This is a genomic window from Vulcanisaeta distributa JCM 11216 (genome assembly GCF_001315985.1).
GTDB lineage: Archaea > Thermoproteota > Thermoprotei > Thermoproteales > Thermocladiaceae > Vulcanisaeta > Vulcanisaeta distributa_E.
Genome location: NZ_BBBI01000017.1, coordinates 1 through 25,140 on the forward strand (window position 1 = coordinate 1; position 25,140 = coordinate 25,140).

The window sequence follows — 25,140 nt, forward strand, 5'->3', positions numbered from 1 at the left end:
GGAGGGTGAGTTGCGTGGGCTGCAGGGCCGCGCGGCGGAGAGGGGGGGCCCAGCCACCATATGCTGGGGGGGCGTGAAGGTCAAGGGCTCGAGGAGATTGAAGTGCGGTGAATTGGTTGATGACCCAAGGGTCATTGAGGAAACGATGAGACTAATCAACGAGTTCATGAGAAGGCTTGAGAAACATAGGAACGTGTTGCTGAGTGATGAGACAACGCCATTTGACGAGACAATCAAGGCATTGAGTGAGTGGCTACCAAAGATTGAGGAGGAAGTTAATGAAAATAACGATAAAACCATCACTAACCTGAGGAAAACAACGCTCAAAGCCGGCAGGAAGATACTCAGGTATCTAGATCGAGCAAGGAAGAAGTGGCTAAAGACCTACAGACAAGAACTCGAGGAACTAATTAATAAGCTAAGAAGTGGTGAGACGAAGATAATTATTAGCGGTGAGCCGTTTAATGAGGATAAGAGCTTCGCGGTGCACCTATACGCTAAGCACATAGCGATTAATGCGTCGAGGATGGCAAGCTCGGGTGGTGTAGCAGTATTGCTGCGCTTAACCGGGCTCAGGGGGGGCTTTCGCGTTATCACGCCCAAGCTATTCGGCGAAAACAAGCTAAGGGCCATGCGGTGCGGGCTATTGATGACCGATGGAGCAATCGACAAGAAGGGCTACCCAGAGATGGACACAAACCAGGCGTGGCAAGTCTTTGCCTGGTTAATTACGTGGCCCGGGAGGAACAGCATGTATTTACATGGCGTGGGTCTTAATGACCACGTAAGCATTACGTGGAATTTAATGGCTATTGACCATAAGGGCGTGTTCGAGGACAAAGCCGAGGTTTCCAAGCAAGCCGGTGGGTTAGGCTATGATGACTTCATGGCATTCCTACTGTTTGCGATACTCGGTGATGGTGACATCAGCGCTAGGTGGAAGTCAATTAGGCTTGTAATGGGTAAGTCAAAACGTGAAGTGTGGGGGGGTGAAGTTATCAAGAGACTTGAGGGTCTAGGGTTTAAGGAGAGGAAAAGAAAGCATAAAATAACATACGTAATTAAGTCCTCAAAGGCTGCCGAGTTGGCTAAGAAAATGCTCGACAACCCCTCAACCAAGGCATTGATCGAGGATTTGGGCCTACTGCCAGACGCCGAGAAACTTAAGCGATTAATAACGCTGGTTGGCATGAAGAGTGAGCCGAAGGGTAAGTCATCAGTTGAGGTCGCCGGCATTAGAATGACTGTCAGTGTAAATGGCGTTAGTCGTGTTGAGCTTAGGGTCACACGTAGGGACTATGAGGAAGCCAGAGCCATCCTGGAGAGGTTGAAGGGCGCTGGTTACGAGGAGGTTGACCTGGTTAGGCGGGGTAAGAGGTACGTGGTCTACATGGGCATGGATGCGATAAGGAAGCACCCAGAGCTCGTGACCAAGGTCTGCGAGGTGCTGAGGAGGATGCTCGAGGAGGCAGTTAGCGAGGGCAAGGAAAGGAGGGCAAAGGCAATAACAAAGGCAATGGCAAAACTGAACTGCCCCCCGCCCAAAGCCCACGGGCACGATAAAACCACACACCTGGAGTCCAGGCTCATTGGCGTGGTAATACCGATGGTGAGTGCGGATCGCCTTAGGAAAGGCGTCCAGCAAGTAAACAACGAATAAAATAAGGCCCACACCACCACAACGCATAGAGTCACTAACGAACCCACGAAACTAAAAGCTTAAAATTACCCACGAAATGACAATTACCGGCCGGTAGTCTAGCCTGGAAGGATGCCCAGGGGGGGCTAATGCCCCCGCATAGGCTTGGCGCGCGGGAGACGCATATGCGCCCGAAATCCCGGGTTCAAATCCCGGCCGGTCCACCACAATCAATCCTCAGTCATTATGGAGTTGGCTTTTGTTTATTGCCTTGCTCGATGTCTCTGTGGTTGTTGGGTATTGACCCTATGCTCACTTTATGCTTCGGTGGGTTTTGTCGTAACATTTGTAATAGTACTTTTTGTGTTGGTACTGTTCATGGGTGATTTGGCATACCTAATGATTAAAGGTCCTTAGTGGGTAAGTCTTATTTTTATTGTATTTATGGAGTATCTGTGGTGATGAGTACTGGACCAGGATGACCTAGTGATTGGTAGAACCCGGGCTGAATCTGGGTATGGTTTTTAAGCGATTTAATTCATTCAATGGTTAGTTAATATATGGATCATAAGAAATTGAAAAATTACATACTCATCCAGAACCTCGCTAATGGACTTGCATCACCCTTCATGAGTTTCCTAGCCGCCGTAATAGGTGTGCCTAACGTTGGTATTAGTATTGTTTCGTCGGCATCCTCGTTCTTTAGTGGCGTAGTTCAGTTGCCATTGAGGAGGGTTAGGCGGGTTGAGCAGTTGCTGAAGTTCTCAACGCTGTTGCTTGCCGTTCTATGGTTCATAATGGCATTCATAGCCTATGGTAATCCCATAATGTACTTAATAACTTACGTCTTGATAGCCGGTGTTGGTGGTGCGAATTCGTTTGCGTGGGCATTAATAATGGAGAGATTAAGTAGAGGTAGTAGGGGGGGTTGGGTATTGGCTAATTTTGCGTTTTATGGTTCTATAGGTAGTTTATTGGCTACGTTAATTACGGGCGTCATAGTCGGTAGTAATTATGTGGTAATGCACTATGTGTTCATGACCACGGCATCGCTTATTTTCATTAATGCCATTAATGCGTGGGGGGGCATTGAATCGGCGGACCCTAGCGATCAGGTAATTACCGAGCCGTTATCAATGCTTAGGAGTAATAGGAAATTGACAAGGTTCCTCCTCATCAATACTCTATTCGCCATTGTATGGAGCTTTGCATGGCCGCTCTTCCCATTGGCTCAGGTTTATCTGCTTAATATGAATGTTGAGCAGTTGGCTATTGTTAATGTGATTAGTGGTGTGTCAACCCTAGTCCTGCAGAGATTTGTGGGTAGGTGGTTTGATAGGAATAGGAGGTTGGTAATGTTTCTGGGGGGGAGGTTCTTGCTTGTGACGTTCCCGCTATCGTATGCCTTAGCCAATAATGTTTATGTGATTTACCTGGCAAACACGGGTGGCGGGGGGGTTCACGAACTCTGCCTCTAATGTTGCTATATATCCTTCGTATATGATAATTCCGAGGATAGAAGAACGGCGGTTAGCTGTACAACCTATTCTATGGTGTTGGTACATTGATTGGGTCATTAATAGGCGGTGCATTAGTGACTGTGGTTGCCAACTACGTGGATTTAAAGGATAGTATTAGGTACATGCTGCTTGGCGATGCCACGGCCAGGGCATTAACGGCCATGCTCTACGTGAGTGTTTAGGCGGTTCGGAAGTTTTTTATTGGAGTTTTTAACTTCCGTAGTGAATGTTCACAGTATTTATTGTTGGGACCGCCGGATCAGGAAAGACAACGCTCGTCAGTACCTTTGCTGAGTGGCTTGAGAATAATCAGTACGATGTTGCCATAGTTAATTTGGACCCAGCCGTGGAGTACGTGCTACATACCGGATATAGACATTAGGGATGTGGTTTCGGCTCGGGAATTAATGAGGAAGTATAAGCTTGGTCCTAATGGTTCGATAATAGCCGCCATAGACATGCTTGCTGTTAGGGCCCAGGAAATCAAGAGTCAGATAATGGATATTGGTGCGAATTATGTCCTGATAGACACGCCTGGGCAGATGGAGCTATTTGCATTTAGAAGCGTTGGTTCGGTATTAATTAATAGGTTGAGCATGGATAGGTCGGCCGTGGTCTTCGTAATCGATGCGACGCAGGCGCAGACGCCCAGTGGTTACGTGTCATCGATGCTCCTGGCTCTCTCGACGCAGTTCAGGTTCAACATGCCCCAGGTGAATGTGCTCAATAAGATCGACCTGCTTGATAGATCTGTTATTGATGAAGTACTTGAGTGGGGGGGTGAGGAGACGGACCTACTCAGGGAGGCGCTGATGTCTAACCAGGCCAATAAGTTGGAGACCGACCTAAGCATTAGGTTATCGGACATATTGACGGCCATCGGCACCATTCCAAGGCCAATACCAATAAGCGCAAAGACAGGTGAAGGCCTTGATGCGCTTTATAGAGTCCTCCATAACGTTTATGTTGGAGGTAGTGATTATGATTACCTGGAGTAAAACTCGCCAGTGTTCCTAAGCATTATATAACCAGGCCTAGGCCCTACCTTACTTATCCTACGCATGAACTCTCTAACCGTTGGTTTATTAATGCTTGCCCTGGAAATCACTATGTCAAACTCCTCAAGTGCTATGGGCTTAACGGCGAGGCCCATCGTGAGTGCTTGACCGGCAATGGCTATGCCGTAATCAGCAATCCCCTGGCAACCTTTTCAGTGACCTCTACATGTGTTTTAACAACATCGTTATAGCCCTTCACGACACTCCTTATCTCATCCATACTATATCCAATGTGCTTAGCTATTCCGTTGAGTAGGAGCTCCGTTGCCAGCCTTGTGCCTGAGCCTGGATTCCTATTAACCATCCTTAGCCCTAGTATGTCCGTTAAATCGCTAATGCTTAGGTACGGCCTATGCACAATACCCAGCAGTCTCATGTAACCTCTCATTAGGACAGCATTGTCCCAGGCGCCCAATGAATGCATATAGGGTATGTTGTACTCACCGCTTGTTGGGTCGATTAGGTGAATACCGGCTATGTCGGCCAAGCCATTAATGACCATGCTCAATCCACCCATTGAACCAACCCAATAGGCATCAATGCAGTAACCCTCACTCCTCATTTCGTTAATTATGTCCCTAACTATGCAATCATCGCTCCCGGCGTAGACTGTGTCGCACACGGTGCCGTCGGGGGGGCTCCACACATACCTACTCACTATTGACCTATACGTACTCAGCAATTCCCTGCCTTCCGTAGTTAATGACATGCCTCCTTTATAGCCCCTCCTTGAATTAACGATCTTGATGTCCAACCCACTTTCCAACTTATTAATCAATTCCCAAGCCCTTGAATATGGCAATCCAAGGTCCTTAACCACGGATAGCAAAGAACCCTTTCTCTCAAGGATCTCAAGAAGTCTCGCCGTTAGATCATCCATTAGTACCTTCCCATCTTGTTCAAGGATTATTTCGATTCTAAACCTTGGCTTGTTCACTGTATAGTTAAGTTGTGATTTTCTTAATAAGTGTTTTACTCTTCATCAAATGTAGTAAAATGGTTTATTAATGAGTTAAGAAGAAAGCATATTCCCTACACTATGGTTATCAAAGCCGTAATTCTGGATCTCGACATGACCTTGGTAAATACGTTACCTAAGTTCCTAGGCATATTAAGGGAGTGCGCGGCGAGGTATGGCAAGAACGTGAGTGGCGATATTAATTACCTGCTCAATGTTTATTACAGAGATCCATCATTAAGTGAGATACTTGGTGATTTATCGAGGAATTTCTGGTTCTGGCATGAATGCTGGACATTGTACATAGAGAGGGGGAGAATATGGTGAGGTGTTCCCAGGCGTTCTAAGTTCGCTGAAGACACTGCGTAATATGAATAAGAGGTTAATCATAGCCACCGGTAGGGAATTGGAGTGCCCGCGCATGATGCATGAGTTAAGGTATTACGGTTTCACAGAATTCATAGAGGGGGGGTGCGTGTCACTGGGTGATTTAGGCCCCCCCGGCCATGATAAGCTTGACTTAGTTAAGAGGGCGCTCGGTATCCTCAAATTGCCACCCGGCGATGCTGCCTATGTGACTGACCATCCAAGGGATATCCTGCTGGTTAATGGGTTGGGTACAGTAAATATAGGAGTGTCCACATGGGCTAGGGATTTTCCGACAAAGTTCGTGATTAGAAGCGTGGCTGAGCTACCGGACCTTATTGCTACGCTTGACGGAGTTTACGATTAATTACTATGCCCATTGATACTCCAAGGGCCATTGATATTAAGTAGGCAAGTAATGTGTACCAAGGTATCCCCAGAAGGCCTGGTATTACCGTTACATAATACGGTCCGTAGATACTTCGCATGACGTAATTATTACCGGGGGGGTATTGTACAAACACTTCATAAAGGCCAGGTTCAGAGAATTGTATTGAACTTTTCATATAGTATCCATTAATTGGCACTTCATAGGTATTTACAGTTTTGTTTCCACTTCTAATTACTATTGTTAAGTTTCCACCAACATAGTTAATTGGTATGTCCGTCGTGATATTTATACTAAATGTTTCATAGCCACCTGCTGCAATTAAGTTACTACTTCCGTTAACGTAAAGAGTTAATGGCGCCTTCATCACATTTAGCGCATAAGTTGCGCGGCATCCCTGGTAATTAATGTTTCCAGGCCAGGATACTATTATTGTATAATTACCAGGTAGTTTCGGTATGAAGGTATATGTACCAACTCCAGTTGCATTTATGTACATTGTTCCAATTATTGATGAGGTATTACTTATTACTAATACGTTTAATTGAGCGTTTATGATTACCGGCTTCATTTGACTTAAAATGAATATTTCATGCAATACCTCTGGTGTTCCGTTAATCATTATTGATAATGAACAGGGAGCTTTATTAACAATTATTGTTAGGTTTGCGGAGCTTGGTAGGTAATTGGGCGAGTTTATGTAGTAAATAGTTATTAAATATGTTCCTGCCTGCGGCGGAATCCAAGTCACCTGTGCCGTGCCATTTACTGGGGGTATAACTACCTATTGTTCCCATGGTTGTTGTCCCATTGATTAGGTAACTTATGGTTAGTGTTCCACCTGAAATTGGTGGTGATAACTTTACGTAAATACTAACTGCATTACCGTACGTCACATTGGTACTATTCACATTGGCTATTATATACACGGTGCCTGGCTGCACAATGAAGGTATAATTAATGACGGCCTCCTGAAAATACGTGGTGTTAGTAAACGCTACTGTTAATACATGGGAGCCAGGACTATAATTGGCTTGTAGTAAGTACTGCGCGATCCCATAGTTATTGGTTATTAATGATGTTATGTAATTATTATCAACGTAGATACTTAATTTCTGGTTCTGCAGGGGGGGCCCCACGGGCGTTGTTGCATTTATGGTTATGGGCATGTAATTGCCATAATTAACAGTGCCCTGCATGACTAGATTTAGGTAAACCGGTGTTGATACTACCGTGAAAGTCTCTGTCTCTGTCTCGTTCCAGGTATAGCCTCCAGCATCGGTATATGTTATCCTGAATGTTATTGTTGATGTACCCAGCGAGTACGGGCCCGGGGGGGTTATGGTTATGCCTACGTTTGTTGGGGGGGCTTTACGGTAATTACGCCATTACCAACTGCAGCGTTTACTCCGGTCACGGTTATTAATGCTGAGCTTATTGGTATGGGTGTGCTATTCATTATCTCAAACGTAACTACTTGAGGCATGCCACTATAGAGTCTCGTTGTTGTTGTATTTATGGTTATTCCAGGCACCACTGAGGACACCGTGAAGTAGTATTTAATGGTATAACTTACCGTGGATATTATTAGATTTGCATTATAGTTATTCTCGGGCAACGCCGGTACTGTTATATTAAATGAGTTATTCCCTGGCTGTAATTCCCATAGGCCCTGGATTGAGTAACTTCCAATGCTTAGGGTGTAGGAGACATTGATTGGTATTGATAATTCATCATTTACGCTAATCACTAAGGTGCTATTTACATTAACGCCTGTGTATACATGAGTATAATTACCCACGGACTCCGTGTAGGATCCATAGTACCAAGTGATTCCTGTCACGGTGAATGGGGTCTGCGGATCTATCCCAAGTATCGTAAGTATTGCATGTATTATTAATGCCGTTATCATCATGTCCCTAGTACTCAATGAATTACCCATTTAAAAACACTGCCTGTTTTTAACGAAAAAGGTGCCAGAGTTGTGATTATGCGCGCCTGGGTTTTTAAGGGCGTTAATGTTGCCCGTTACTAATGAGGTATGGGCGGTAGGTTTGCCGTGATAACATTTGGTTGTTGGCTGAATAAGGCGGATAGTGACATAGTGATTACTAGGCTTAGGTCATTGGGCTGGGAGTACACGGAGGATGTGGGGGGGTCTGCTGACGTAGTAATCGTGAATACATGCGCCGTTAGAGAAGAGGCCGAGAGGAATGAGCTTAAGCTCCTGAGGAAGTTGAGCAAGGAGTATCAGGATAAGAGGTTAATCGTTATTGGGTGCTTAACCAAGGTCAGGCCAGCAGCCATAAAGGACGCGGCTCCTAATGCTGTGCTTGTCACATCACATGGGGGGGCTGAGCTTATAGATGAGGCTATGAATGGTAATGCGGATATTTATATCTATGATGATAGACCGGCAAAGTACCTGCCCAATTACTACCCCGAGCTTCATGGGCATAGGTACGTAGTACCAATACAGGTTGGTTGCCTAGGTAATTGTAGTTTCTGCGTTACTAAGATTGGTAGGATGGGTTTCGGCAGGGTGAAGAGTTACGACATAGACGATATAATCAATGCCATTGCCAATGCCGTTAGTAAAGGCGCACGGGAGATTTACCTGACGGGGGGGCAGGAGATTAGTGCTTATGGGCGTGACAGAGGTTATGACCTTGTGGACTTACTTGAGAATATTCTGAGAAAGGTTGGTGGTAGATTCATGATTAGGCTGGGCATGATGGAACCCCTTGAGTTAAGCCGAATAATTGATAGGCTCCTTGATGTTGTGAAGTCCGATTGGCGTGTTTATAGGTTCTTCCACATACCAGTGCAGAGCGGTAGTGATAGGGTGTTGATGCTCATGAGGAGGAAGTACTCAGTTGACCTATTTAGGGACATTGTCACGAGGATTAGGAGGGTCTTTCCCGACGCAACTATTGCCACGGACATTATCGTAGGCTTCCCTGGGGGGGAGACCGATGAGGACTTCTGGGCAAGCGTGAAGCTAATTGAGGAGTTGGGTATTGATAAGGTTAACCTGGCCAGGTATAGCCGTAGGCATTTACTGAGGCTGCGTATATGGAGCAGGTGCCTGAGCAGGTTAAGAAGGAGAGGAGCAAAATAGCCACTGACGTGTTTAACAAGGTCGCCCTAGAGAGGAATAAGATGTTCATTGGCAGGGAGATGTGGGGGTATCGTGAGCGAGATTGACTTCAAGGGTGAGAATTACGTTATTCGTTCATACAATTACAAACCGATCGCCGTGAAGAAGGCCGACATTGGCGCATTCGTGAAGGTTAGGGTCACGGACGCAACACCGCAGAGACTCTTTGGTCAATTACTTGAATCGGAGAGCCTAGGTGTCAGGTATAGGGTTGATTTCAGGATAACAGAGGGCCTTGACCTAATTTCCTAAGCTTAATTTACTCAATCCTTAGCACCTCCATAGGTCTGATCTTCGTTATTGACACTAACGACGGTATTGACGCAATTACCGATGTGGCTATGGCTATTACTAATGAGTATATGTATAGCGTTGGTAGTAATATTACGGGTATTATTATTGGCAGGTTTAGCCTAATCATTATGTACCTGGCCAGGTAGGCACCTGCTATGCCGAGTACTATGCCTATTACCGAGCCTATTATGCTCATTATGAGTATTTCAAGGAGGAATATTAGTATTACCTGGTTATTAGATGCGCCTAACGCCTTTAGAATTCCGATCTCCCTAGTCCTCTCCCTAACATTCATGATGGCGGTATTCGCGACACTAAGTCCAGTGACTATTAGGCTTAGCGCTATTATTATCACGAAGAATAGGTTGACCATGGACAACGCATTAGAGATTGAACCAAGGACAGACTTCTGTTCATAAACATCGGCATTAGGGAAATACTCGCTCAGTGCCGTAGCCAATTGATTAAGGTATTCCGGGTTCTCCTGGGATAGTTTTATGAATATTGCATTAACAAAGCCCTCATCATTTAGGTTATTTTGTAACGTGCCTATTGGCGTCACAATCATGTTCAGCTGAAAACCAAGGAAACCACCAAGTATGCTGCTGAATGTTCCAGTGACCTTGAGGGGTATTATTTCGGAGCCTCCTTGAATACCCGTTAGTACCTGGACATAGATCGTATTGCCAATACTTATGTTATCCTTTTGGGCCAGGGTATCCTGTATTATTGCCTCGCCATCGCTCATGGGTAATGAACCACTATCCATATGTACCTCGAAGTATGAGAAGTACTGGCTGGGTATCCCAATCAAGGTGACGGACTGATCATTAACCTGCGCCGTACTTATTATAATCGCGGGGACTACGTAAGACACGTGAGGAAGCTTTGCAATGACTTGAGCCACGGCCTCAGGTATTGAAACACTTTGTGAATAAACCATTAGGTCCGTGGGTAGTATGTTCTCAACCTCACTGGTTATTGCAACCTTGAAGCCGTAGGTCATGGTCTCAAGCGTTATCATCAACGCCACACTATAAATTATTGCGAGCATTGTTAATATAGCCCTCGTCTTTCTACCACCAAGGTTCCTAATCGACATTGTGAATAAGGTCCTTAAGCTCATGAGCCGGTTTAATACAATTACATGGCCCTTAAAAACGCTTCTAACAAGGATAATCAGCCTTCACCTCCCTCCTCATTTTAAGTATCAGATTGTTGATCCATCATCACATAACTAATTATTAGTATGATGTTGATTATTAATAATCTTTATTATTACGTTACTACGTATCGTGGTACTAAATATTAATTTATTTAAATATATTAGTTTATAAAAGTTTATAAATTAATTACTTTTTATTCTTTCGCATGCATATAGCGTAATTAATAATAATGCTTAAATAGTGGCATTCATGTAGGGCCACGTGCCTAAAAAGATACTTATCCTAGGTGGCGGTGTTGGTGGTGTCGTTGTTGCTAAGAGATTAGCAGAGAGGTTGAGGGGGGGTAGGGTTGATGTAGAGATAACGTTAATAGATGATAAGGATTATTATCTATTGCCACCATTGCTCGTTAATATAGCGCTTGGTGATGTAGAGCCTAAGCAAGCACAATTACCATTCTCATTGCTTGAAAAGAGGGGGGGTGTTAAGTTCGTTAAGGCTAAGGTGACTAAGATAGACCCTGATAATAGAGTCGTAGAGACTGACCAGGGGGGGAAGTTCAATTACGATTACCTACTGGCAAGTCTAGGGGGGGTTGAGAATGACTTCGTTTCATATAACTTAGGCGTTGGTTACCATAACTACACGCTTGATGGTGCATTAAAACTTAAGGAGGCACTAAGATCCTTCACCGGCGGCAGGGTCGTCCTAGTGGCGCCTGAACCAATATATAGGTGCGGTGTTTATCCCTTTGAATTTGCCTGTCAATTAGATACGTTATTTAGGAAGAGGGGTATTAGAGATAGAACAAGTATAACGCTACTCTACCCATTCAATAAGCCTCTAGAACCTTTAGGCCCTGAGGCCGTTAAAATATCTGAAGAAATCGGCGCTAAGAAGGGTGTGGAATGTGTAGGTGGTGTTAAACCGCCAATCACCATTGATGATAAGGAGAAGGTCGTTGTTTTATCTAACGGTGAGAAGTATAAATATGACCTATTGATTGTGACGCCACCAGCAAGGTTACCAAAGCCTTTCGAGGGCACTCCATTGGTTGCTGAGACTCCAACTGGAAAATGGACGGCAATAAATGTGTATACAGGTAGGAGCCTAAAGTATGATGATGTGTACTTACCCGGTGAGCACTCAATGCCGTACGTAGGACTTCCAACGGCAGGTGTTCCCGTACACTTCACGGCATTAGCCAGTGCTAGCGCTATTGCAGGTGAGTTGCTTGGTCAACCCGTTGACCCGGCTCAAATAAACGCTATGACATGCGCCTTGGATTATGGTGATGTTGGTATGATGTTTAACTGTGATATAAAACTGGATTTAAGTAGCAATAAGGCTGCGTGGACAGGTAGTTGCTACAGTATATTAACGTCACCACTTGGTAGGTTGATTAAGGATCTATTTTATAAAACCTGGTTAGCAACAACCATGTGAGGTGGTGACCATGGCGCAGGCACAACAAACACAGGTTGAGAAGAGCCCAGACGAGCAGATCGCAGAGGCTCTCAATGTGCTTGTCCAGAATATTGATGAGATTAGGGGGGTTTGCTTGATCAATTAATCGAACTTAAGCGTAGTGGTGTAATTGATGCACTAATGATAATTGTCAATAGGTTTGAGGAGGTTATACAGTATCTATTCCAGGACCCAGCAATATTTAGGCTGTTGTCCATCTTAGTTGATGGTAGTTTACAGGCAATGAATAAATTGGATACCCAGGACGTACTTAGGTTGAAGGGCTTGATTCAGGATATGGGTGGGTGTCTAGGAAAGAATGTGGATCTAGCAAATGCTAAACCCGTAGGTGGCTTAATGGGGGGGCTTTGGAGGGCGTTAGGGGGGGATAAGGACGTGCAGAGGGGGGGTCTTGGTGTTGCAATGGCGCTTTTGAAGGCGTTGGGCAAGTGTTCGGCTCAGCAACAGGGATAATAATTGCCTAAGGCTGAATTAATTAAATCAAGACTTGGTAAAAAGATTTTTATATATTGACATTAATAGCAGAATAATGAAGGTAAAAGTCAAATTTTTGACTTTACTATATGAAATGACTAAGACGTTAAGGACTGAAATTGAATTGCCTGATGGAGCAACACTACTTGACTTGATAAGAAGGATTGATGACATTATATACCCAGGCTTTTCTAAGGTGATCCTTGACTGTAACAATAGGATTAAGGATAAATTCCTGGTTTTGATTAATGGCAGGTCTCCGGAGTTCCTTAACGGTATTAATACGAGATTATCAGATGGCGATGAGGTCACGTTTTTACCGCACTGTGGTATTGCATAATCAATGCTCTTCCGTATTAAGCTTTTTAAACTAATTCTTGTTGCCAAGATTTGATGAAGGTTCAGGTTAAGTTCTTGGCATCATTATACGACATAACCAAGGTACTTAAGACTGAACTTAACATACCCGATAATGCGACAGTTAAGGATCTTATTCAATTCATTGATAATTCAGTAAGTCCCAACTTCTCAAAGGTCATATTGGATGATAATGGTAAGCTTAAGGATCAATACGTGATCCTGGTTAATGGTAGATCAATAGATTTCCTAAATGGCTTAAGCACGAAGTTATCTAATGGCGATGAGGTAGTATTTCTACCACCTGCTGGTGGAGGCTAAGAGATATTTGTAATTATTTTGCATGCTATGAATTATTTCTATCCTGGTCCTCATTAGAGGTCTCAAGAATCCATGATGGTGTTGATAAAATGGCTACGTAACCACCGAACGTCTGTGTTAGTGTCAGGTTTTCCTCAACGGACTTGGGCATTACGAATAATTCGACGTCTCTTCTTCCCTTAAGCGTTAGTGTTAGGTTCATTATCTCATCCTCACCAACGTCCTCACTAACAACAACCACCTTAGCAATGCCCTTCTTAACTGCGTCCATCACGGAGTCCTTACCATAGATTAGGTACTCGGGTTTCTTAACGGCTAGGTACATTATTTCCTCCATTAATTTCTTAGCCTTGACATACTCGGTCTCCTTAAGTTTATCCTCGGCGTTCCTAATAGCCTCAAGGACACCACCAATGTCCGCGCAGCATGCTGATACGATGGCGATGACCTTATCTCTAATCCTATGGTCAAGTTCACCCTCCTCAAGGAACTCCTCCTTCGTTGGTCCTGGTCCAGCAACAACAATGCCTTTAGGCTTGGTATTTCGGTAAATACCTTATTGGCTCTCTCGGCAACTAACTTGTAGAATGTCTCGGCTAAATGCTCCGTCTGTCTCTTGTACCTAAGGGCTGACTGGCCGCCGGCAGCGTGCTTATTTGGTACGAAGAACTCCACCTTATCAACAATCTCCCAGTAATTACCCCCTCAGCAACGCAATGACAGCCTCACCTCTCTCAATAACTATTATACCGTAGGTATCGCTGCTCTTAACCATGCCCTCAAGTATTTCCGTGTGGAATGAGGTATCGCATATGTACTTGAAGGTTGATACTGGTATTGGCGGTATTATTGCGTGAAAAACCCACTCATAATTGCCTGGATTTATCATGTGGAAGCCTGCGAATATGGCTAGCCCATTCTCTGGGGGCCTTTGAAATACCCTTTATTGAATTTATAATCCTCTCGAGTGCGTCCTGAACATGGGTTCTAGTGGTCTTATCCTTAATATTACTCGCCAATGCCCACTCCTGCCTAAGCATTGATACCACATCAGGTATTGGCCTATTACCGTTGATGTATAGGCTTATGAGCGTCGTTGCATAGCCCCCCCTATACTTCTTGAGTAGGTTTATCATTATTTTCAGTTCCGAGAAATCCTTTATTCCAGGGCATCAACCATACTATGGATGGTAGGGACTATTGCGTTTAAAAGTCTTTTGCTTTTAGTTAAAGCATCTCAATGGCCACAGCCGTAGCGCCGCCGGTCCCATGGCACAACGCAGCCACCCCCCCCTCCTTCCACCTACATGCATTAATGCCGATATTAACGTTGTAACTATCCTGGCGCCACTCGCGCCGAGTGGATGGCCCAGGGCTATTGCGCCTCCGAATATGTTCATCTTATCATAGGGTATACCCAACTCCTTATTCATTAGGACATTAACTACGGCAAAGGCCTCATTAATCTCAAAAACATCAACATCATTAATACTCCAGCCAACCTTACTCAATAGTTTCCTGATCACGTAAATTGGCGCCTCTGGGAATCTCCAGGGCTCGAGCATATGCCATGCATAACCAACAATCCTTGCAATGGGCTTTAAACCAACCTCCTTAGCCTTATCCATGGTGGTTAACAATAGCGCCGCAGCGCCGTCAGACAATTGCGATGAATTCCCAGCTGTATGTAGGCCATTTGGCCCAAAGGCTGGTTTTAACTTAGCCAACTTCTCTAGCTTGTGTCAGGTCTAATGCCCTCATCCCTATCCAGGTAAACCCTCTCCCCCCCATTTACCACGGTATCGATGGCTCAAGCTCGAGGTAGTACTTATTCTCCGTAGCCCTCAAAGCCCTCATGTGGCTCTCATACGCCACCTTATCGAGTTCCTCCCTGGTTATTTCATGTTCCATGGCTACCTTATCGGCTTCCTGACCCATGAGCATCATGTTAGTAGGATCCATCAATCCATCATAAATCATCAAGTCCATGAATTTCAAATCCTTACCAATCAAGTGCTTGATTCCCCACCTAGCCTCATGCGGTAATGCGAGTGGTTGTGTGCTCATTGACTCGGCACCGCCAGCAATTGCCATATTGATATCGCCAACCTTAAGGGCCCTGACGACCTCGATAATTGCCTGCATTCCCGATGAGCAAACCCTATTAACGGTAAATGCGCTGACTTCTATCGGTAATCCAGCAAGTAATGCCGCAAACCTACTGAGGTTCTGTCCCATGCCACCCTGGAGTGTTGATCCAAAGACAACCTCATCAATCAGCTTACCATCAATACCCGTCCTCTTAATCAACGCCTTTATTGCCTCAGCCGCTAGGTAGGGTGTCTTCACGTTCTTAAACGCGCCGCCGAATTTACCAATCGGTGTCCTTACGAAACCCGTAATGACTACTTCCTGGCTCATACACGCTTAATCATTAGCTAAGCAATATTAAGCTTTGTCCATAGTTAATAATTAACATGTGTTTTCAATCATAAGCTAATTTCTATTCAACAGTTAAAAATGCCGTGGGCATCATAAGGATATAACTTAATTACTTTAGTATTAATCGTGGATCCAATGGACATTTTGGAGAAGCTTCATAGCCTCTATGGACGTGAAATCGACGAACAATTAATTAAATACCTAAGTAGGGAAGTTAGCGAGGAGTTTAGGGATGCCGTTATTTACCAAGTATCCACTGGCGGTAAGAGGTTAAGGCCATTAATGACGCTGACGGCCGCAAGGGCCTGCGGCGGTGATTATAAGTACGCACTGCCGGCCGCGGCAATTGTAGAGCTAATACATAATTACTCCCTGATATATGACGACATTATTGACGAGGCATTACTAAGGAGAAATAAGCCAACAGTCAGGGCAAAGTACGGCGATAACGCAGCCATACTAATCGGCATATGGTATAGGGAGCTATTGAGGAGGCCATACTCGAGACCAGGGATCCAATAGCCTTTGCGAGGGAGACGGCGAGTACAATACGCGCCATAGATGAGGGTGAGCGTCTCGATATTTTACTTGAGTATGCAGGGCGCAGAGACCCCCCCTACTTCGCCGAGAATAGGTTGGGGCCTAGGCTATTAGGTAATTGGGAGGCCCTGTATAACACCTACGTGAAGATGATAAGCCTAAAGACAGCCGCCTTAATAAGGACGGCCGCGGTCTTCGGTGCGATGTCCGCCAACGCGCAGCATTGCATAAAACCGCTGTCTGACTATGGCACGTACCTAGGACTCGCCTTCCAGGTGCTAGATGATATATTGGATATATTTGGTGATGTTAGGAAGTTCGGTAAGGAGATTGGTAAGGACATCAAGGAGCATAAGTTGGGTAACGCAGTAGTTGTCATGGCCTTGAGGGAATTAAGTGATAAGGATAGGGAAGAGTTATTGAGTATTCTTGGTAGGGTTACTGTCACGAATGATGACGTTAAAAGGGCTGTGGAGATAATATCTAAGACAAATGCTAGGGATAATGCGTTGAAGATGGCTATGGAATTCGCGGAGAAATCTGAGAGAGCGTTAAGTGAATTGAGTAAGAATGAATTTGTCGATGATCTTAGGGAAATACTGAGATTCACGGTGACTAGAGAATTCTAGTTTTGATACTAACGCATTAAATCAACGGTGTACCCTATATGCTTAATAAGGCTAGGCTTACGGTACTAATTACAGGAGATACGTAATGAATCTATTCATAATAAAGCTCGGAGGTAGCGCAATAAGTGATAAATCAAGACCACTTAGTTATAGGGAGGACTGGGTAAGGAGTTTAGGTAATCTGCTCAATGCAAGGTTGAGGACAGGTGATAGGTTTATACTGATTCACGGAGGCGGTAGCTTCGCTCATCCCCTGGCCCTAGCCTATGGGTTAAGTAAGTACAGGGACTATGACCAGTTAGTGGGTATTTCATTTACGTCTGCAGTACTTAATTACCTAAGTATGAGAGTAACGCTTACATTAGCCTCTGTCGGCTTACCTATTTATCCCTTAAGGACGGGGGGGTCCATCTACATTATAAAGGACGGCAAGCCCCAATTACTGATAGACCCAATGCACATGATAGAGCTGATAAGTAGAGGTGTAATACCCATGCTTTATGGAGATGTTGTGGTAAGCGATGAGGGCTTCTCAATAATTAGCGGTGATGACTTAATGCTTGACCTAGGCGCAAAATTAAGGCCTTCAGCATCGATCTTCCTGACCGATGTACCTGGTATACTTGATACTAATGGTAATGTGGTTAGGGAATTAACCGAGCGATCAGTAATTAATGAGAGGGATGCACGACATATCGATGTAACGGGTGGGCTAATGAGGAAGGTTCGATCTGCAATAGAGCTGGCTAGGTATACAAGGACATACCTATGCGCGATCTGGGATCTGGGATCAATAAGTAGGATCTTTAATAATGAGGAACCGATTAATTGCACGAGGTTTTTGCCCGATTAATTACTCTTCATAAATAATGTATTGCTTAGGTACGTATTATTTAAGAGCTGCGGGCCATATATTATTCCCGAGGCATTTACGTTATCGTGAGGCTTAATAAGTATCAATAATGGGGGGGATAAACATTACTTGCATTGATACCTAGCTTATTTAGCAATTGTAGTAATAATGTTTCATAATTGCCCCAAAATGCCGTTGCGATACTGAAATTCGTAGATCCAAGATTGAAATTACAAAGCTGATTTACGTTATACTCAAATTGCTGAATATCTAATGTTGACGCAGGCCCTGTTGTTGGGGGGGGTAGGGAAATACTACAATTATCACGTTGTATCCATAGTAATGTGTGGCGTTGTAGAGCACGGGCCAAACATTACAGTAGCTGCCGATTAAGCGTGGATAATTCAATATTATGTACATTAGTATGGGTTTCGTATTACTCACATTCGTTATTGAATAGGTATTATTATATGGATTTATCAATTCTGAAAGCATTTCTTCTATAATGTCAGTAGTATTATACTCAGTTGGCCCTGAGATGCGCATCATACCACGTAGGAAAGGATACGCTACGAAAGCAGCCTCTGCAAATATTATTAACGCTAATGATAAATAGAAACGTTTTCCTTTGCGTCTTTGGGTTCTTTTCGTCTTCTTGGGTTTTGCCATGATCGATGTAGGTATCTTATAGTAAATTTATTAGGTTAACTCTCCTCAAGTCCTAAAACTTTATAACCAATTAATTAATGCGTCTCAGTAATGAAGGCGTTGGCATTGCACGGCTTTGGTTCAAGTCCCGAGAAAATAAACTGGCTCACGGGCCCGCTCAAGGCATTAAACCTGGAGGTAATAACGCCAACCTACAGGGATTTTGAGGACGGCCTTAACAAGGTTAGTGAGTTATTGCGGGGAGCAAACGATAGGTATATCCTTGCAGGGCACTCAATGGGTGGTTCAATAGCCTTGCTTGCTGCGTCAACGCTTAGTAATGTTGCCTGTGCAATATCCGTATCAGGGCCGACCGATAGATTAGCACAGATTAGATGGTTGCTCGCGGGCGAGCCTGGTAGTATTAGGCGGAGGACTTATGAGGAGTTAGCAAAGATCGATAGTAGGCAGGTCACGGAGGAATTCCTAATAAAGACCTCGCCAATAAATTACCTAAGGCCCAATTTACCACCAATACTCTTAATACACGGTACTAATGACGAGTTAGTGAATATTAAACAGGTGGAAAATTACTATGAGAGGGCTAAATTCCTTGGTAATGTTATTGAGCTAATACGAGTTGAGGGCATGCCGCATACACCCAGGGGGGGTAAGGATATTAAGGTAATAGCAGGGTCTATTGAAGGCTTTATACGGAAATACTGCATAAATATGATTTAAAAGTAAAGTCTTAGAATGGTGCTAGTCGGCTACGTAGGTTTCTAGGTGTGATTCCTCGTCTATGTACGGTATTTTCACTAACTTATGCCCCCCCTTATGGAGCGGTAATAGAGATTTATGTATCATTGTTTTACAATCAACACACCAGTAAAACTCATCCTCACTACCTTCCTCGTTGAATTCCATGAAGAATGGACATTGCCACTCAGTCATGACTAACCTCATGTAGTATGGGCTATCCTTGTTCATGCAAATGCCGATATTGTCGTGTAACTCATGAAGTCTAAAGTACCTGCAATTAATGCATTTAATCTCCATAATTTCACCCCCCCACTATTTTACTTATAACTAGAATTAATAAATCTGTCGCAAAATGCATAAGCGGTATTTCTCTATTCATGCCTATAGATAATAATGCTTAAATTTTTCATCATAGTTCAAATGTAATATGAAGCTAACAATAGTAAGCGGGAGGGAGGTTGATGAAATGCTTGATAGTACTGACGGTGTTACGGGATTAATAAATGCCATAGCCACAGCCTTTAGGGATTACAGCTCTGGTAAGGTTAGGATGCCCCAAAGAACGGTTATTCACCTTGATAATGACTGGTGGGGGGGTGTCATGCCCTGCGGTGCACGTAACCTTGGATTCTCCGTGAAAATAGTCAATGTTATTGAGAGTAATAAAGTGCGTGGTTTACCAACGACACAGGGAATAGTCGTACTTATGGATGATATTACGGGACAGCCGATGGCAGTCATCAACGGCACGGTATTAACGGCGTGGAGAACCGCGGCCGCGACTGCGGTATCGATTAAGTACCTAGCACAGAGTACGGACAACCTGGCAATAATAGGCGCCGGGTTACAGGCTAGGTACCACGTATTACTACTATCCAGGGCCTTCCCCATTAGGAGAATACTCATATATTCGAGGACGAGAGAGAAGGTTGTTGAATTAGCGAAATTAGCCCAGGGTAGGGGGGGCATTGATGCGGTGGCCACGGACTCAAGCCATGACGCCATTAGGCAGGCCGACGTAGTAATAACGGCAACGACTAGTAGGGAACCCATCATTCACGGGTCATGGCTACACGAGGGCATGCACATAGTGTCAATTGGTGCACCTGAGGTTGATGCCAGGGAGTTGGATGATGATGTTTTACGGAGGGCTTCGGTAATTGTCGTTGATTCACGCATCGCGGTAATGAATGAGACTGGTGATGTAATAATTCCTATGAAAAATGGATTAATTTCTGAAAAGAATTTAATTGAAATTGGTGAGATAATAAGCGGGGTAAGGAATGGTAGGTCCAGGGATATGGACATTACGTTGTTTAAGTCGGTGGGTATTGCGGTTGAGGATCTCGCCGCTGCATCATACATATACGGCTTAGTGAAAAGTAGGAATATAGGCATAACTGTAGAAATATAGGTTTTAATTATATATAAATAACATAACAATTAATGTGCTCTTAAAGTGAAAAATGTTGGTGGAAAAGGTTTATAAAGAAACTTTGTGACACTGATGTTGGTGGTTAACGTGGTGTCTCTCATAACAATTAAGGAGAAGAGTACCGAAGAGATCCTTGAGGATGTCGATATTAAGTACATCCTTAGGTGCATACTTAGGCTTTCACCAACTGAGGTTGAGATTTACTACCTATTGCAGAATAAGGCTAAGGAGCCACTGACCGTGGCTGAAATAGCCAAGGAAATGAATAAGTCAAGAAGCACAATAGAGAGGTCCCTCGTTAAGCTTGTCCAGCTTGGCCTAATCGCCAGAAGGCCGGTGCTGGCTAAGAATGGAGGCTATACATACGTATACTACACAAAGCCGATAGACTATGTCAAGCAGAAACTGTTGCAATTAATTAATGCTTACTATGAGAAATCGAAGCAATTAATTGAGAATCTAACGTCAGCTGCTTTAATTGAGTCATTGAATAGTATGGCTACTGAGGAGGCGCAAAATAATAATTAAATATCAACCATTTATGTTACAATTCATAAATTACCTCATCCTAATCCTAAATCTACCGTTAAATCTCGTAATCCCTCCTCAATCTCGTACATAACAACGTTCATATCCAGTGTTTTATCAACAATCATTATCAGTGCCAACTTACCTATGGATTTCACAATTAATAAGTTCTGTCCAAGTGATATGACTAATTCCGATAGGTTTGCCTCATTCAATACTTTTTTTAAATTAAGCTCAAGGTTCCTAATTGAGGATATTATTAAGGCGCCTAACCATTTAGGGTCAACATTGATATCATCCTTCATCCTTGAGTCTATTGTAAATCCATCCATGGTTACTAGGGCAACGAATTTTATTAAGTCACTTGATTCGAGGATTTCATTTAGCTTCTTTTGTACATGTTCCGTTAATGTCCTCCTTGATGAGGCGCTATTCGTTGATGATAGCACATTTTTTATTTTATGAGATACCCTTTAAATCTTTTATTCATAATGTAAAATACAAGCGTCTAGGTAAATTTATGATAGAAAATATTAAGTACTGTTTTCATTAACTCCTTGTTCGTTAGTTTGGCTACCTTGTTCGCCCTGCGTCTTTAACCATTGTTCAACAATGTCATACCCATAAATTGCCTTAAACATTTCACGCCCTAACTTCGTCATCTTTAATGGGGGGGTCCAGGGTGGGTCAAATATAACATCAATCTCTATATCCTTTGCATCAGGTAATGCTTGCTGTATGGCTGCACCAACCTGGTATGCCAGGTTCTCTGATAATGGGCAACCCACGGCTGTTAGGGTCATTTTTACGTGAACAACCTTATCATTATCCATCGTTACTTCATAAATAAGGCCTAGGTCATAAACATTTATTGGTATTTCAGGGTCGTAGACATTACGTAAGATCTCTATCAACTCCTTAGTCTTATCACCAGGTAGGTTTGTCTTGAATATTGGTTCCTCAACTTCCTCATTGTTTGTCGCGTTCGTTATCTCTTCGTTAGACACTGCCATTATTAATCACCAACAGTGTCACGAAAGCTTACTTATAAACCTATCTAGCTTATTGGTGATAATTACCCGTGGATAGATTGTTATCATTATAGATGGGTTTATAAGCGTTAAGCATGAGTAAGCATGGTGCTTAAGGTACGTAAAGTAGATCCATTAAATCCTGATGAGGCCATAATTAGGGAGGCTAGCGAATATATTAAGCGTGGGCATTTGGTGGCGTTTCCGACGGAGACTGTTTACGGTTTAGGCGCCGATACTTTTAATGGTGAGGCATGCTTAAGAATTTTCAAGGCCAAAGGAAGGCCGCCAGATAACCCACTCATTGTACACATAGCAGATCTAAGTGAACTTTACAGGGTTGCCGTCAATATCCCAGATATTGCGTTACGAGTGGTTAGGAGGGCTTGGCCGGGTCCCTTAACGTTAATTCTACCTAAATCACCCGATGTGCCCAGGGAGGTCACTGGTGGCCGTAATACGGTCGCCGTGAGGTCACCTGCACATCCTGTTGCACTTGCGTTAATTAGGTCGTCTGGAACGCCTATAGCCGCGCCAAGTGCTAATAAGTCGGGTAGACCAAGTCCCACGTTGGCCGAACACGTAATTGAGGACTACGCCGGTGATAACGATATCGAAATGATTCTTCTCGATGCAGGACCTACATTCTTTGGTGTTGAATCTACGATAGTGGACATGACGAGAAACCCACCTGTATTGCTAAGACCAGGTCCATTCACTGTTGAGGAATTAAGATCGTTATTTAATACCGATATAGTGATTCCAGAATTTGCGAGGGGGGGTCTAGGTGAGGCTGATGCCGCCTTGGCACCAGGCACAAAGTATAGGCATTACGCACCACGTACACGATTAATAGTTGTTGAGTGTGAGGATTATGGGTCATTGATTATGTTATTACGCGATACCATTATTGATTATTTAAATAAGAAATTGAAAATAGCATTACTAATAACTAAAGAAACAGCAAATGAATTGATGAAGTACTCCGAGATCAATGAATTACCGATAATAATAATAGGTTATAGGGAGAATCCATACACAATAGCATCATCACTCTTTGATTCATTAAGAAGCCTTGATAAGTTGAATGTGGATCTGGGCATTGCGAGGGCATTGAGGATAGGGGTATTGGGTTGGCCGTAATGAATAGGTTAAGGAAGGCGTCAGGATTTTCCATAGTTAAATGTAAAATGTAGTCAATAAGTGACTCGGCGTTGATTTTCACAAATAAACAATGGCATTTCAATAATGTCTATTGTCAATGATACATTGTGAATAGATTAAAGTTAAAAACGCGTCATTAATGCCAGTAATGGGTGAATTAGATGATCACGATAATAGGTAGCGGGCGTGTTGGCGCAACAACGGCCGCCTTCCTAATGTTCTTCGAGCTAGACAACGAGATCACACTAATAGATGTAATAAAGAATCTGCCTCAGGGCGAGGCTGTTGACTTAAACCATGCGGCTGCCATACTCGGTAAGTCCGTCAGGTTCAAGGGCAGCAATGACTACAAGGACATGGAGGGTAGTGACATTGTAATAGTTACTGCAGGTCTCGCTAGAAAACCTGGAATGACTAGGGAGGAGTTGGCAGCCAAGAACGCAGAGATAGTGGCCTCGGTGGCTGAGCAGATCAGGAGGTACGCACCGAATTCAATAGTCATAATTACCACAAACCCACTTGATGCAATGGTTTACGTACTCTACAAGAAGTTGGGCTTCCCAAGGAATAGGGTCATTGGCTTCAGCGGTGTGCTAGACTCGAACAGGATGGCCTATTACGCTTCTCAATTAATTGGTATAGCGCCTGAATCAATAATACCAGTCGTCCTTGGGCAGCACGGCGAGAACATGTACCCAGTGCCAGAGGCATCGTTTGTGTACGGCAAGCCACTCACTGAGTTTATAACCAAGGAGCAGTACGACGAAATAGTAAAGAAGACAATACAAGCTGGTGCGGAAATAACCAACTTAAGGGGCTTCAGCAGCAATTGGGGTCCAGCGGCTGGTTTGTCGTTAATGGTCGACTCAATAAAGAAGGATAGGAAGAGGGTATTTGAAGCCTCGGTATATCTAGATGGTGAATATGGCGTAAGGGATGTTTTTGCGGAGGTTCCCGTTGTACTTGGTAAGAATGGTGTTGAGAAGATAATAGAGCTGAAACTTAATGACGAGCAGAGAAAGAAGTTCCTAGCAAGTGTTGAGGCAATAAAGAAGAACCTGACGCAAGTACCTCCGCAGTTCTTATCATAAGTGCCCCCCCAACTTTATGATTAAATTAATAAAAATTAAGCTAAGTTATTCATGAATTTTCTAATGTTCTCCCGCAGTGTATTAATAATACTCGATAGTAGTTCCTCATGATATAGCATGTACTTAATGAGGGTTTTTATAGCCGTTTCAGGGTCATTAATATAACTACTTATGAACTCAGGGTCATTAACCAATGCGATGCCATCTCTTACATTTTTTACAAAACCATTGAGTAAGAGCGAAGTATTACCATCCACGCAATCCTTCAATCTTAACATGTTACCTAGCATTCTATCCTCCTTATCTAGGTGGTCCCTTACCGTATTTAGTAATTGGTCATATGCATCGTTTGCACTCCTTGCCCTAATTATTAGTAAGAAAACCATGTAATGTTCAATAACAGCCACCGAGTAAAAGGTCATTACTGCATTAAGCAGATCCTCAATGCACTCCATATTCCTCATTACTAAGGTATCGATAAACCATTATTAATTTAATTATCACTTCTTCGCGCCCTTCTTAACTTCACCAACGACTTCGCCATACATGCTTATTGAGAATTGCTTACCGCATTTGGGACAGGTTATTGAAATACCCATGTTATACCAGGACTCACCCATCTCGACTTCAAATACATGGCCGCAGTATGGGCACTTAGCCCTAATTCTTAACATTCTTTCTGGTACACCGCCAGAGTACTCCCAATCCTCAGGGAACTGCCATTCCTCTCCTTCGCCACTCATCGGCTTGAGCGCTAGTTAGTGAATTAAAAACATTACTATTTACGGGTTACGAATACTAGCCTTTACCGGCCTTCAATGGTCACCC

Annotated in this window: 26 protein-coding genes, 1 tRNA gene and 6 pseudogenes; 19 read left to right on the forward strand and 14 right to left on the reverse strand. The window is 43.6% G+C overall.

What is annotated here, in order from left to right:
* Positions 1-73 precede the first annotated feature (73 nt).
* The 5 genes and pseudogenes from JCM11216_RS11350 to JCM11216_RS11360 all read left to right on the forward strand — a co-directional run bounded on the left by JCM11216_RS11350 (position 74) and on the right by JCM11216_RS11360 (position 4,157).
* A complete protein-coding gene (locus tag JCM11216_RS11350; RefSeq protein WP_243676187.1) occupies positions 74-1,660 on the forward strand; it encodes a hypothetical protein in 1,587 nt (528 codons plus the stop codon).
* 87 nt (positions 1,661-1,747) lie between these two features.
* Positions 1,748-1,866, forward strand: a tRNA-Ala gene (locus JCM11216_RS19400).
* A 333-nt stretch (positions 1,867-2,199) separates the two neighbouring features.
* Positions 2,200-3,117, forward strand: coding sequence for an MFS transporter (locus JCM11216_RS11355; protein ID WP_054854259.1), 918 nt, complete (start codon positions 2,200-2,202; stop codon positions 3,115-3,117).
* Between the two features lie 86 nt (positions 3,118-3,203).
* Positions 3,204-3,341 (forward strand): hypothetical protein, encoded by a 138-nt coding sequence (locus tag JCM11216_RS19405; RefSeq protein WP_243676160.1) that lies wholly within the window; start codon positions 3,204-3,206, stop codon positions 3,339-3,341.
* 44 nt (positions 3,342-3,385) lie between these two features.
* Positions 3,386-4,157 (forward strand): annotated as a pseudogene (locus JCM11216_RS11360) (ATP/GTP-binding protein).
* Here the strand turns inward: JCM11216_RS11360 and JCM11216_RS19410 are convergent.
* A complete protein-coding gene (locus tag JCM11216_RS19410; RefSeq protein WP_243676161.1) occupies positions 4,145-4,312 on the reverse strand; it encodes a hypothetical protein in 168 nt (55 codons plus the stop codon). The pseudogene JCM11216_RS11360 and the gene JCM11216_RS19410 sit on opposite strands and share 13 nt — an antisense overlap.
* A 23-nt stretch (positions 4,313-4,335) precedes the next feature.
* Positions 4,336-5,154, reverse strand: coding sequence for a substrate-binding domain-containing protein (locus JCM11216_RS11365; RefSeq protein WP_054854260.1), 819 nt, complete (start codon positions 5,152-5,154; stop codon positions 4,336-4,338).
* A gap of 102 nt (positions 5,155-5,256) precedes the next feature.
* Between JCM11216_RS11365 and JCM11216_RS11370 the strand changes: the two genes are divergently transcribed.
* Both JCM11216_RS11370 and JCM11216_RS11375 read left to right on the forward strand, forming a co-directional pair.
* Positions 5,257-5,502, forward strand: a complete 246-nt coding sequence (locus JCM11216_RS11370) for a hypothetical protein (protein WP_054854261.1) — start codon at positions 5,257-5,259, stop codon at positions 5,500-5,502.
* A gap of 1 nt (position 5,503) precedes the next feature.
* Positions 5,504-5,908 carry an HAD family hydrolase gene (locus JCM11216_RS11375; RefSeq protein WP_243676162.1) on the forward strand — a complete coding sequence of 135 codons (405 nt, stop codon included), beginning with the start codon at positions 5,504-5,506 and terminating at the stop codon, positions 5,906-5,908.
* Here JCM11216_RS11375 and JCM11216_RS19415 read toward each other — a convergent pair.
* From JCM11216_RS19415 to JCM11216_RS19425, 3 genes are all read right to left on the reverse strand, one after another.
* Positions 5,883-6,551, reverse strand: coding sequence for a hypothetical protein (locus tag JCM11216_RS19415; protein WP_243676163.1), 669 nt, complete (start codon positions 6,549-6,551; stop codon positions 5,883-5,885). The two genes, JCM11216_RS11375 and JCM11216_RS19415, sit on opposite strands and share 26 nt — an antisense overlap.
* A gap of 25 nt (positions 6,552-6,576) precedes the next feature.
* Complete coding sequence (locus JCM11216_RS19420; RefSeq protein ID WP_243676164.1) at positions 6,577-7,128, reverse strand: hypothetical protein; 552 nt, start codon at positions 7,126-7,128, stop codon at positions 6,577-6,579.
* A gap of 152 nt (positions 7,129-7,280) precedes the next feature.
* The gene (locus JCM11216_RS19425; protein WP_243676165.1) at positions 7,281-7,859 is read right to left on the reverse strand and encodes a hypothetical protein; all 579 of its coding nucleotides are present in this window, start codon (positions 7,857-7,859) and stop codon (positions 7,281-7,283) included.
* Between the two features lie 111 nt (positions 7,860-7,970).
* On the opposite strand from JCM11216_RS19425, the pseudogene JCM11216_RS11385 reads away from it, so the two are divergent.
* Positions 7,971-9,341: pseudogene (locus tag JCM11216_RS11385) on the forward strand (tRNA (N(6)-L-threonylcarbamoyladenosine(37)-C(2))-methylthiotransferase).
* Positions 9,342-9,348: 7 nt separating this feature from the next.
* Here JCM11216_RS11385 and JCM11216_RS11390 read toward each other — a convergent pair.
* Positions 9,349-10,509 carry an ABC transporter permease gene (locus JCM11216_RS11390; protein WP_243676166.1) on the reverse strand — a complete coding sequence of 387 codons (1,161 nt, stop codon included), beginning with the start codon at positions 10,507-10,509 and terminating at the stop codon, positions 9,349-9,351.
* A gap of 301 nt (positions 10,510-10,810) precedes the next feature.
* Between JCM11216_RS11390 and JCM11216_RS11395 the strand changes: the two genes are divergently transcribed.
* From JCM11216_RS11395 to JCM11216_RS11410, 4 genes are all read left to right on the forward strand, one after another.
* Positions 10,811-11,995 carry an FAD/NAD(P)-binding oxidoreductase gene (locus JCM11216_RS11395; RefSeq protein ID WP_054854263.1) on the forward strand — a complete coding sequence of 395 codons (1,185 nt, stop codon included), beginning with the start codon at positions 10,811-10,813 and terminating at the stop codon, positions 11,993-11,995.
* Positions 11,996-12,106: 111 nt separating this feature from the next.
* Entirely contained in the window at positions 12,107-12,490 is a 384-nt protein-coding gene (locus JCM11216_RS11400) for a DUF1641 domain-containing protein (RefSeq protein WP_243676167.1), read from the forward strand.
* Positions 12,491-12,605: 115 nt separating this feature from the next.
* Entirely contained in the window at positions 12,606-12,851 is a 246-nt protein-coding gene (locus JCM11216_RS11405; protein WP_243676168.1) for a MoaD/ThiS family protein, read from the forward strand.
* A gap of 53 nt (positions 12,852-12,904) precedes the next feature.
* Positions 12,905-13,189, forward strand: a complete 285-nt coding sequence (locus JCM11216_RS11410) for a MoaD family protein (protein ID WP_054854265.1) — start codon at positions 12,905-12,907, stop codon at positions 13,187-13,189.
* Between the two features lie 25 nt (positions 13,190-13,214).
* Here JCM11216_RS11410 and prf1 read toward each other — a convergent pair.
* From prf1 to JCM11216_RS19435, 3 genes and pseudogenes are all read right to left on the reverse strand, one after another.
* Positions 13,215-14,325, reverse strand: a pseudogene (gene prf1 / locus JCM11216_RS11415) (peptide chain release factor aRF-1).
* An 87-nt stretch (positions 14,326-14,412) separates the two neighbouring features.
* Positions 14,413-14,754, reverse strand: a complete 342-nt coding sequence (locus tag JCM11216_RS19430; protein WP_243676188.1) for a hypothetical protein — start codon at positions 14,752-14,754, stop codon at positions 14,413-14,415.
* Positions 14,755-14,877: 123 nt separating this feature from the next.
* Positions 14,878-15,610 (reverse strand): annotated as a pseudogene (locus JCM11216_RS19435) (thiolase family protein); the annotation flags it as partial.
* Positions 15,611-15,766: 156 nt separating this feature from the next.
* Here JCM11216_RS19435 and JCM11216_RS11425 point away from each other — a divergent pair.
* From JCM11216_RS11425 to JCM11216_RS11440, 3 genes and pseudogenes are all read left to right on the forward strand, one after another.
* Positions 15,767-16,800: pseudogene (locus JCM11216_RS11425) on the forward strand (polyprenyl synthetase family protein).
* Positions 16,801-16,885: 85 nt separating this feature from the next.
* Positions 16,886-17,653: an isopentenyl phosphate kinase gene (locus tag JCM11216_RS11430; protein ID WP_054854266.1), complete on the forward strand. Its 768-nt coding sequence runs from the start codon at positions 16,886-16,888 to the stop codon at positions 17,651-17,653.
* A 759-nt stretch (positions 17,654-18,412) separates the two neighbouring features.
* On the forward strand, positions 18,413-19,042 hold the full coding sequence (locus JCM11216_RS11440) for an alpha/beta fold hydrolase (protein WP_054854267.1): 630 nt from the start codon (positions 18,413-18,415) through the stop codon (positions 19,040-19,042).
* Between the two features lie 21 nt (positions 19,043-19,063).
* Here the strand turns inward: JCM11216_RS11440 and JCM11216_RS11445 are convergent, their stop codons facing one another.
* Entirely contained in the window at positions 19,064-19,360 is a 297-nt protein-coding gene (locus JCM11216_RS11445) for a hypothetical protein (protein ID WP_054854268.1), read from the reverse strand.
* Positions 19,361-19,490: 130 nt separating this feature from the next.
* Between JCM11216_RS11445 and JCM11216_RS11450 the strand changes: the two genes are divergently transcribed.
* Positions 19,491-20,477, forward strand: coding sequence for an ornithine cyclodeaminase family protein (locus JCM11216_RS11450; protein WP_054854269.1), 987 nt, complete (start codon positions 19,491-19,493; stop codon positions 20,475-20,477).
* 93 nt (positions 20,478-20,570) lie between these two features.
* Entirely contained in the window at positions 20,571-21,026 is a 456-nt protein-coding gene (locus JCM11216_RS11455; RefSeq protein WP_054854270.1) for a helix-turn-helix domain-containing protein, read from the forward strand.
* A gap of 35 nt (positions 21,027-21,061) precedes the next feature.
* Here JCM11216_RS11455 and JCM11216_RS11460 read toward each other — a convergent pair whose 3' ends face one another.
* Both JCM11216_RS11460 and JCM11216_RS11465 read right to left on the reverse strand, forming a co-directional pair.
* The gene (locus tag JCM11216_RS11460; protein ID WP_054854271.1) at positions 21,062-21,475 is read right to left on the reverse strand and encodes a roadblock/LC7 domain-containing protein; all 414 of its coding nucleotides are present in this window, start codon (positions 21,473-21,475) and stop codon (positions 21,062-21,064) included.
* 84 nt (positions 21,476-21,559) lie between these two features.
* A complete protein-coding gene (locus tag JCM11216_RS11465) occupies positions 21,560-22,039 on the reverse strand; it encodes a metal-sulfur cluster assembly factor (protein WP_054854272.1) in 480 nt (159 codons plus the stop codon).
* A 123-nt stretch (positions 22,040-22,162) separates the two neighbouring features.
* On the opposite strand from JCM11216_RS11465, the pseudogene JCM11216_RS11470 reads away from it, so the two are divergent.
* Together JCM11216_RS11470 and JCM11216_RS11475 are read left to right on the forward strand one after the other, a co-directional pair.
* Positions 22,163-23,253, forward strand: a pseudogene (locus JCM11216_RS11470) (L-threonylcarbamoyladenylate synthase).
* A 129-nt stretch (positions 23,254-23,382) separates the two neighbouring features.
* Positions 23,383-24,312, forward strand: a complete 930-nt coding sequence (locus JCM11216_RS11475; protein ID WP_054854273.1) for a malate dehydrogenase — start codon at positions 23,383-23,385, stop codon at positions 24,310-24,312.
* A gap of 35 nt (positions 24,313-24,347) precedes the next feature.
* On the opposite strand, the gene JCM11216_RS11480 is transcribed toward JCM11216_RS11475, so the two are convergent.
* Entirely contained in the window at positions 24,348-24,776 is a 429-nt protein-coding gene (locus JCM11216_RS11480) for a hypothetical protein (protein ID WP_054854274.1), read from the reverse strand.
* A 36-nt stretch (positions 24,777-24,812) separates the two neighbouring features.
* A complete protein-coding gene (locus JCM11216_RS11485) occupies positions 24,813-25,055 on the reverse strand; it encodes a hypothetical protein (RefSeq protein WP_054854275.1) in 243 nt (80 codons plus the stop codon).
* Positions 25,056-25,140: the final 85 nt, after the last annotated feature.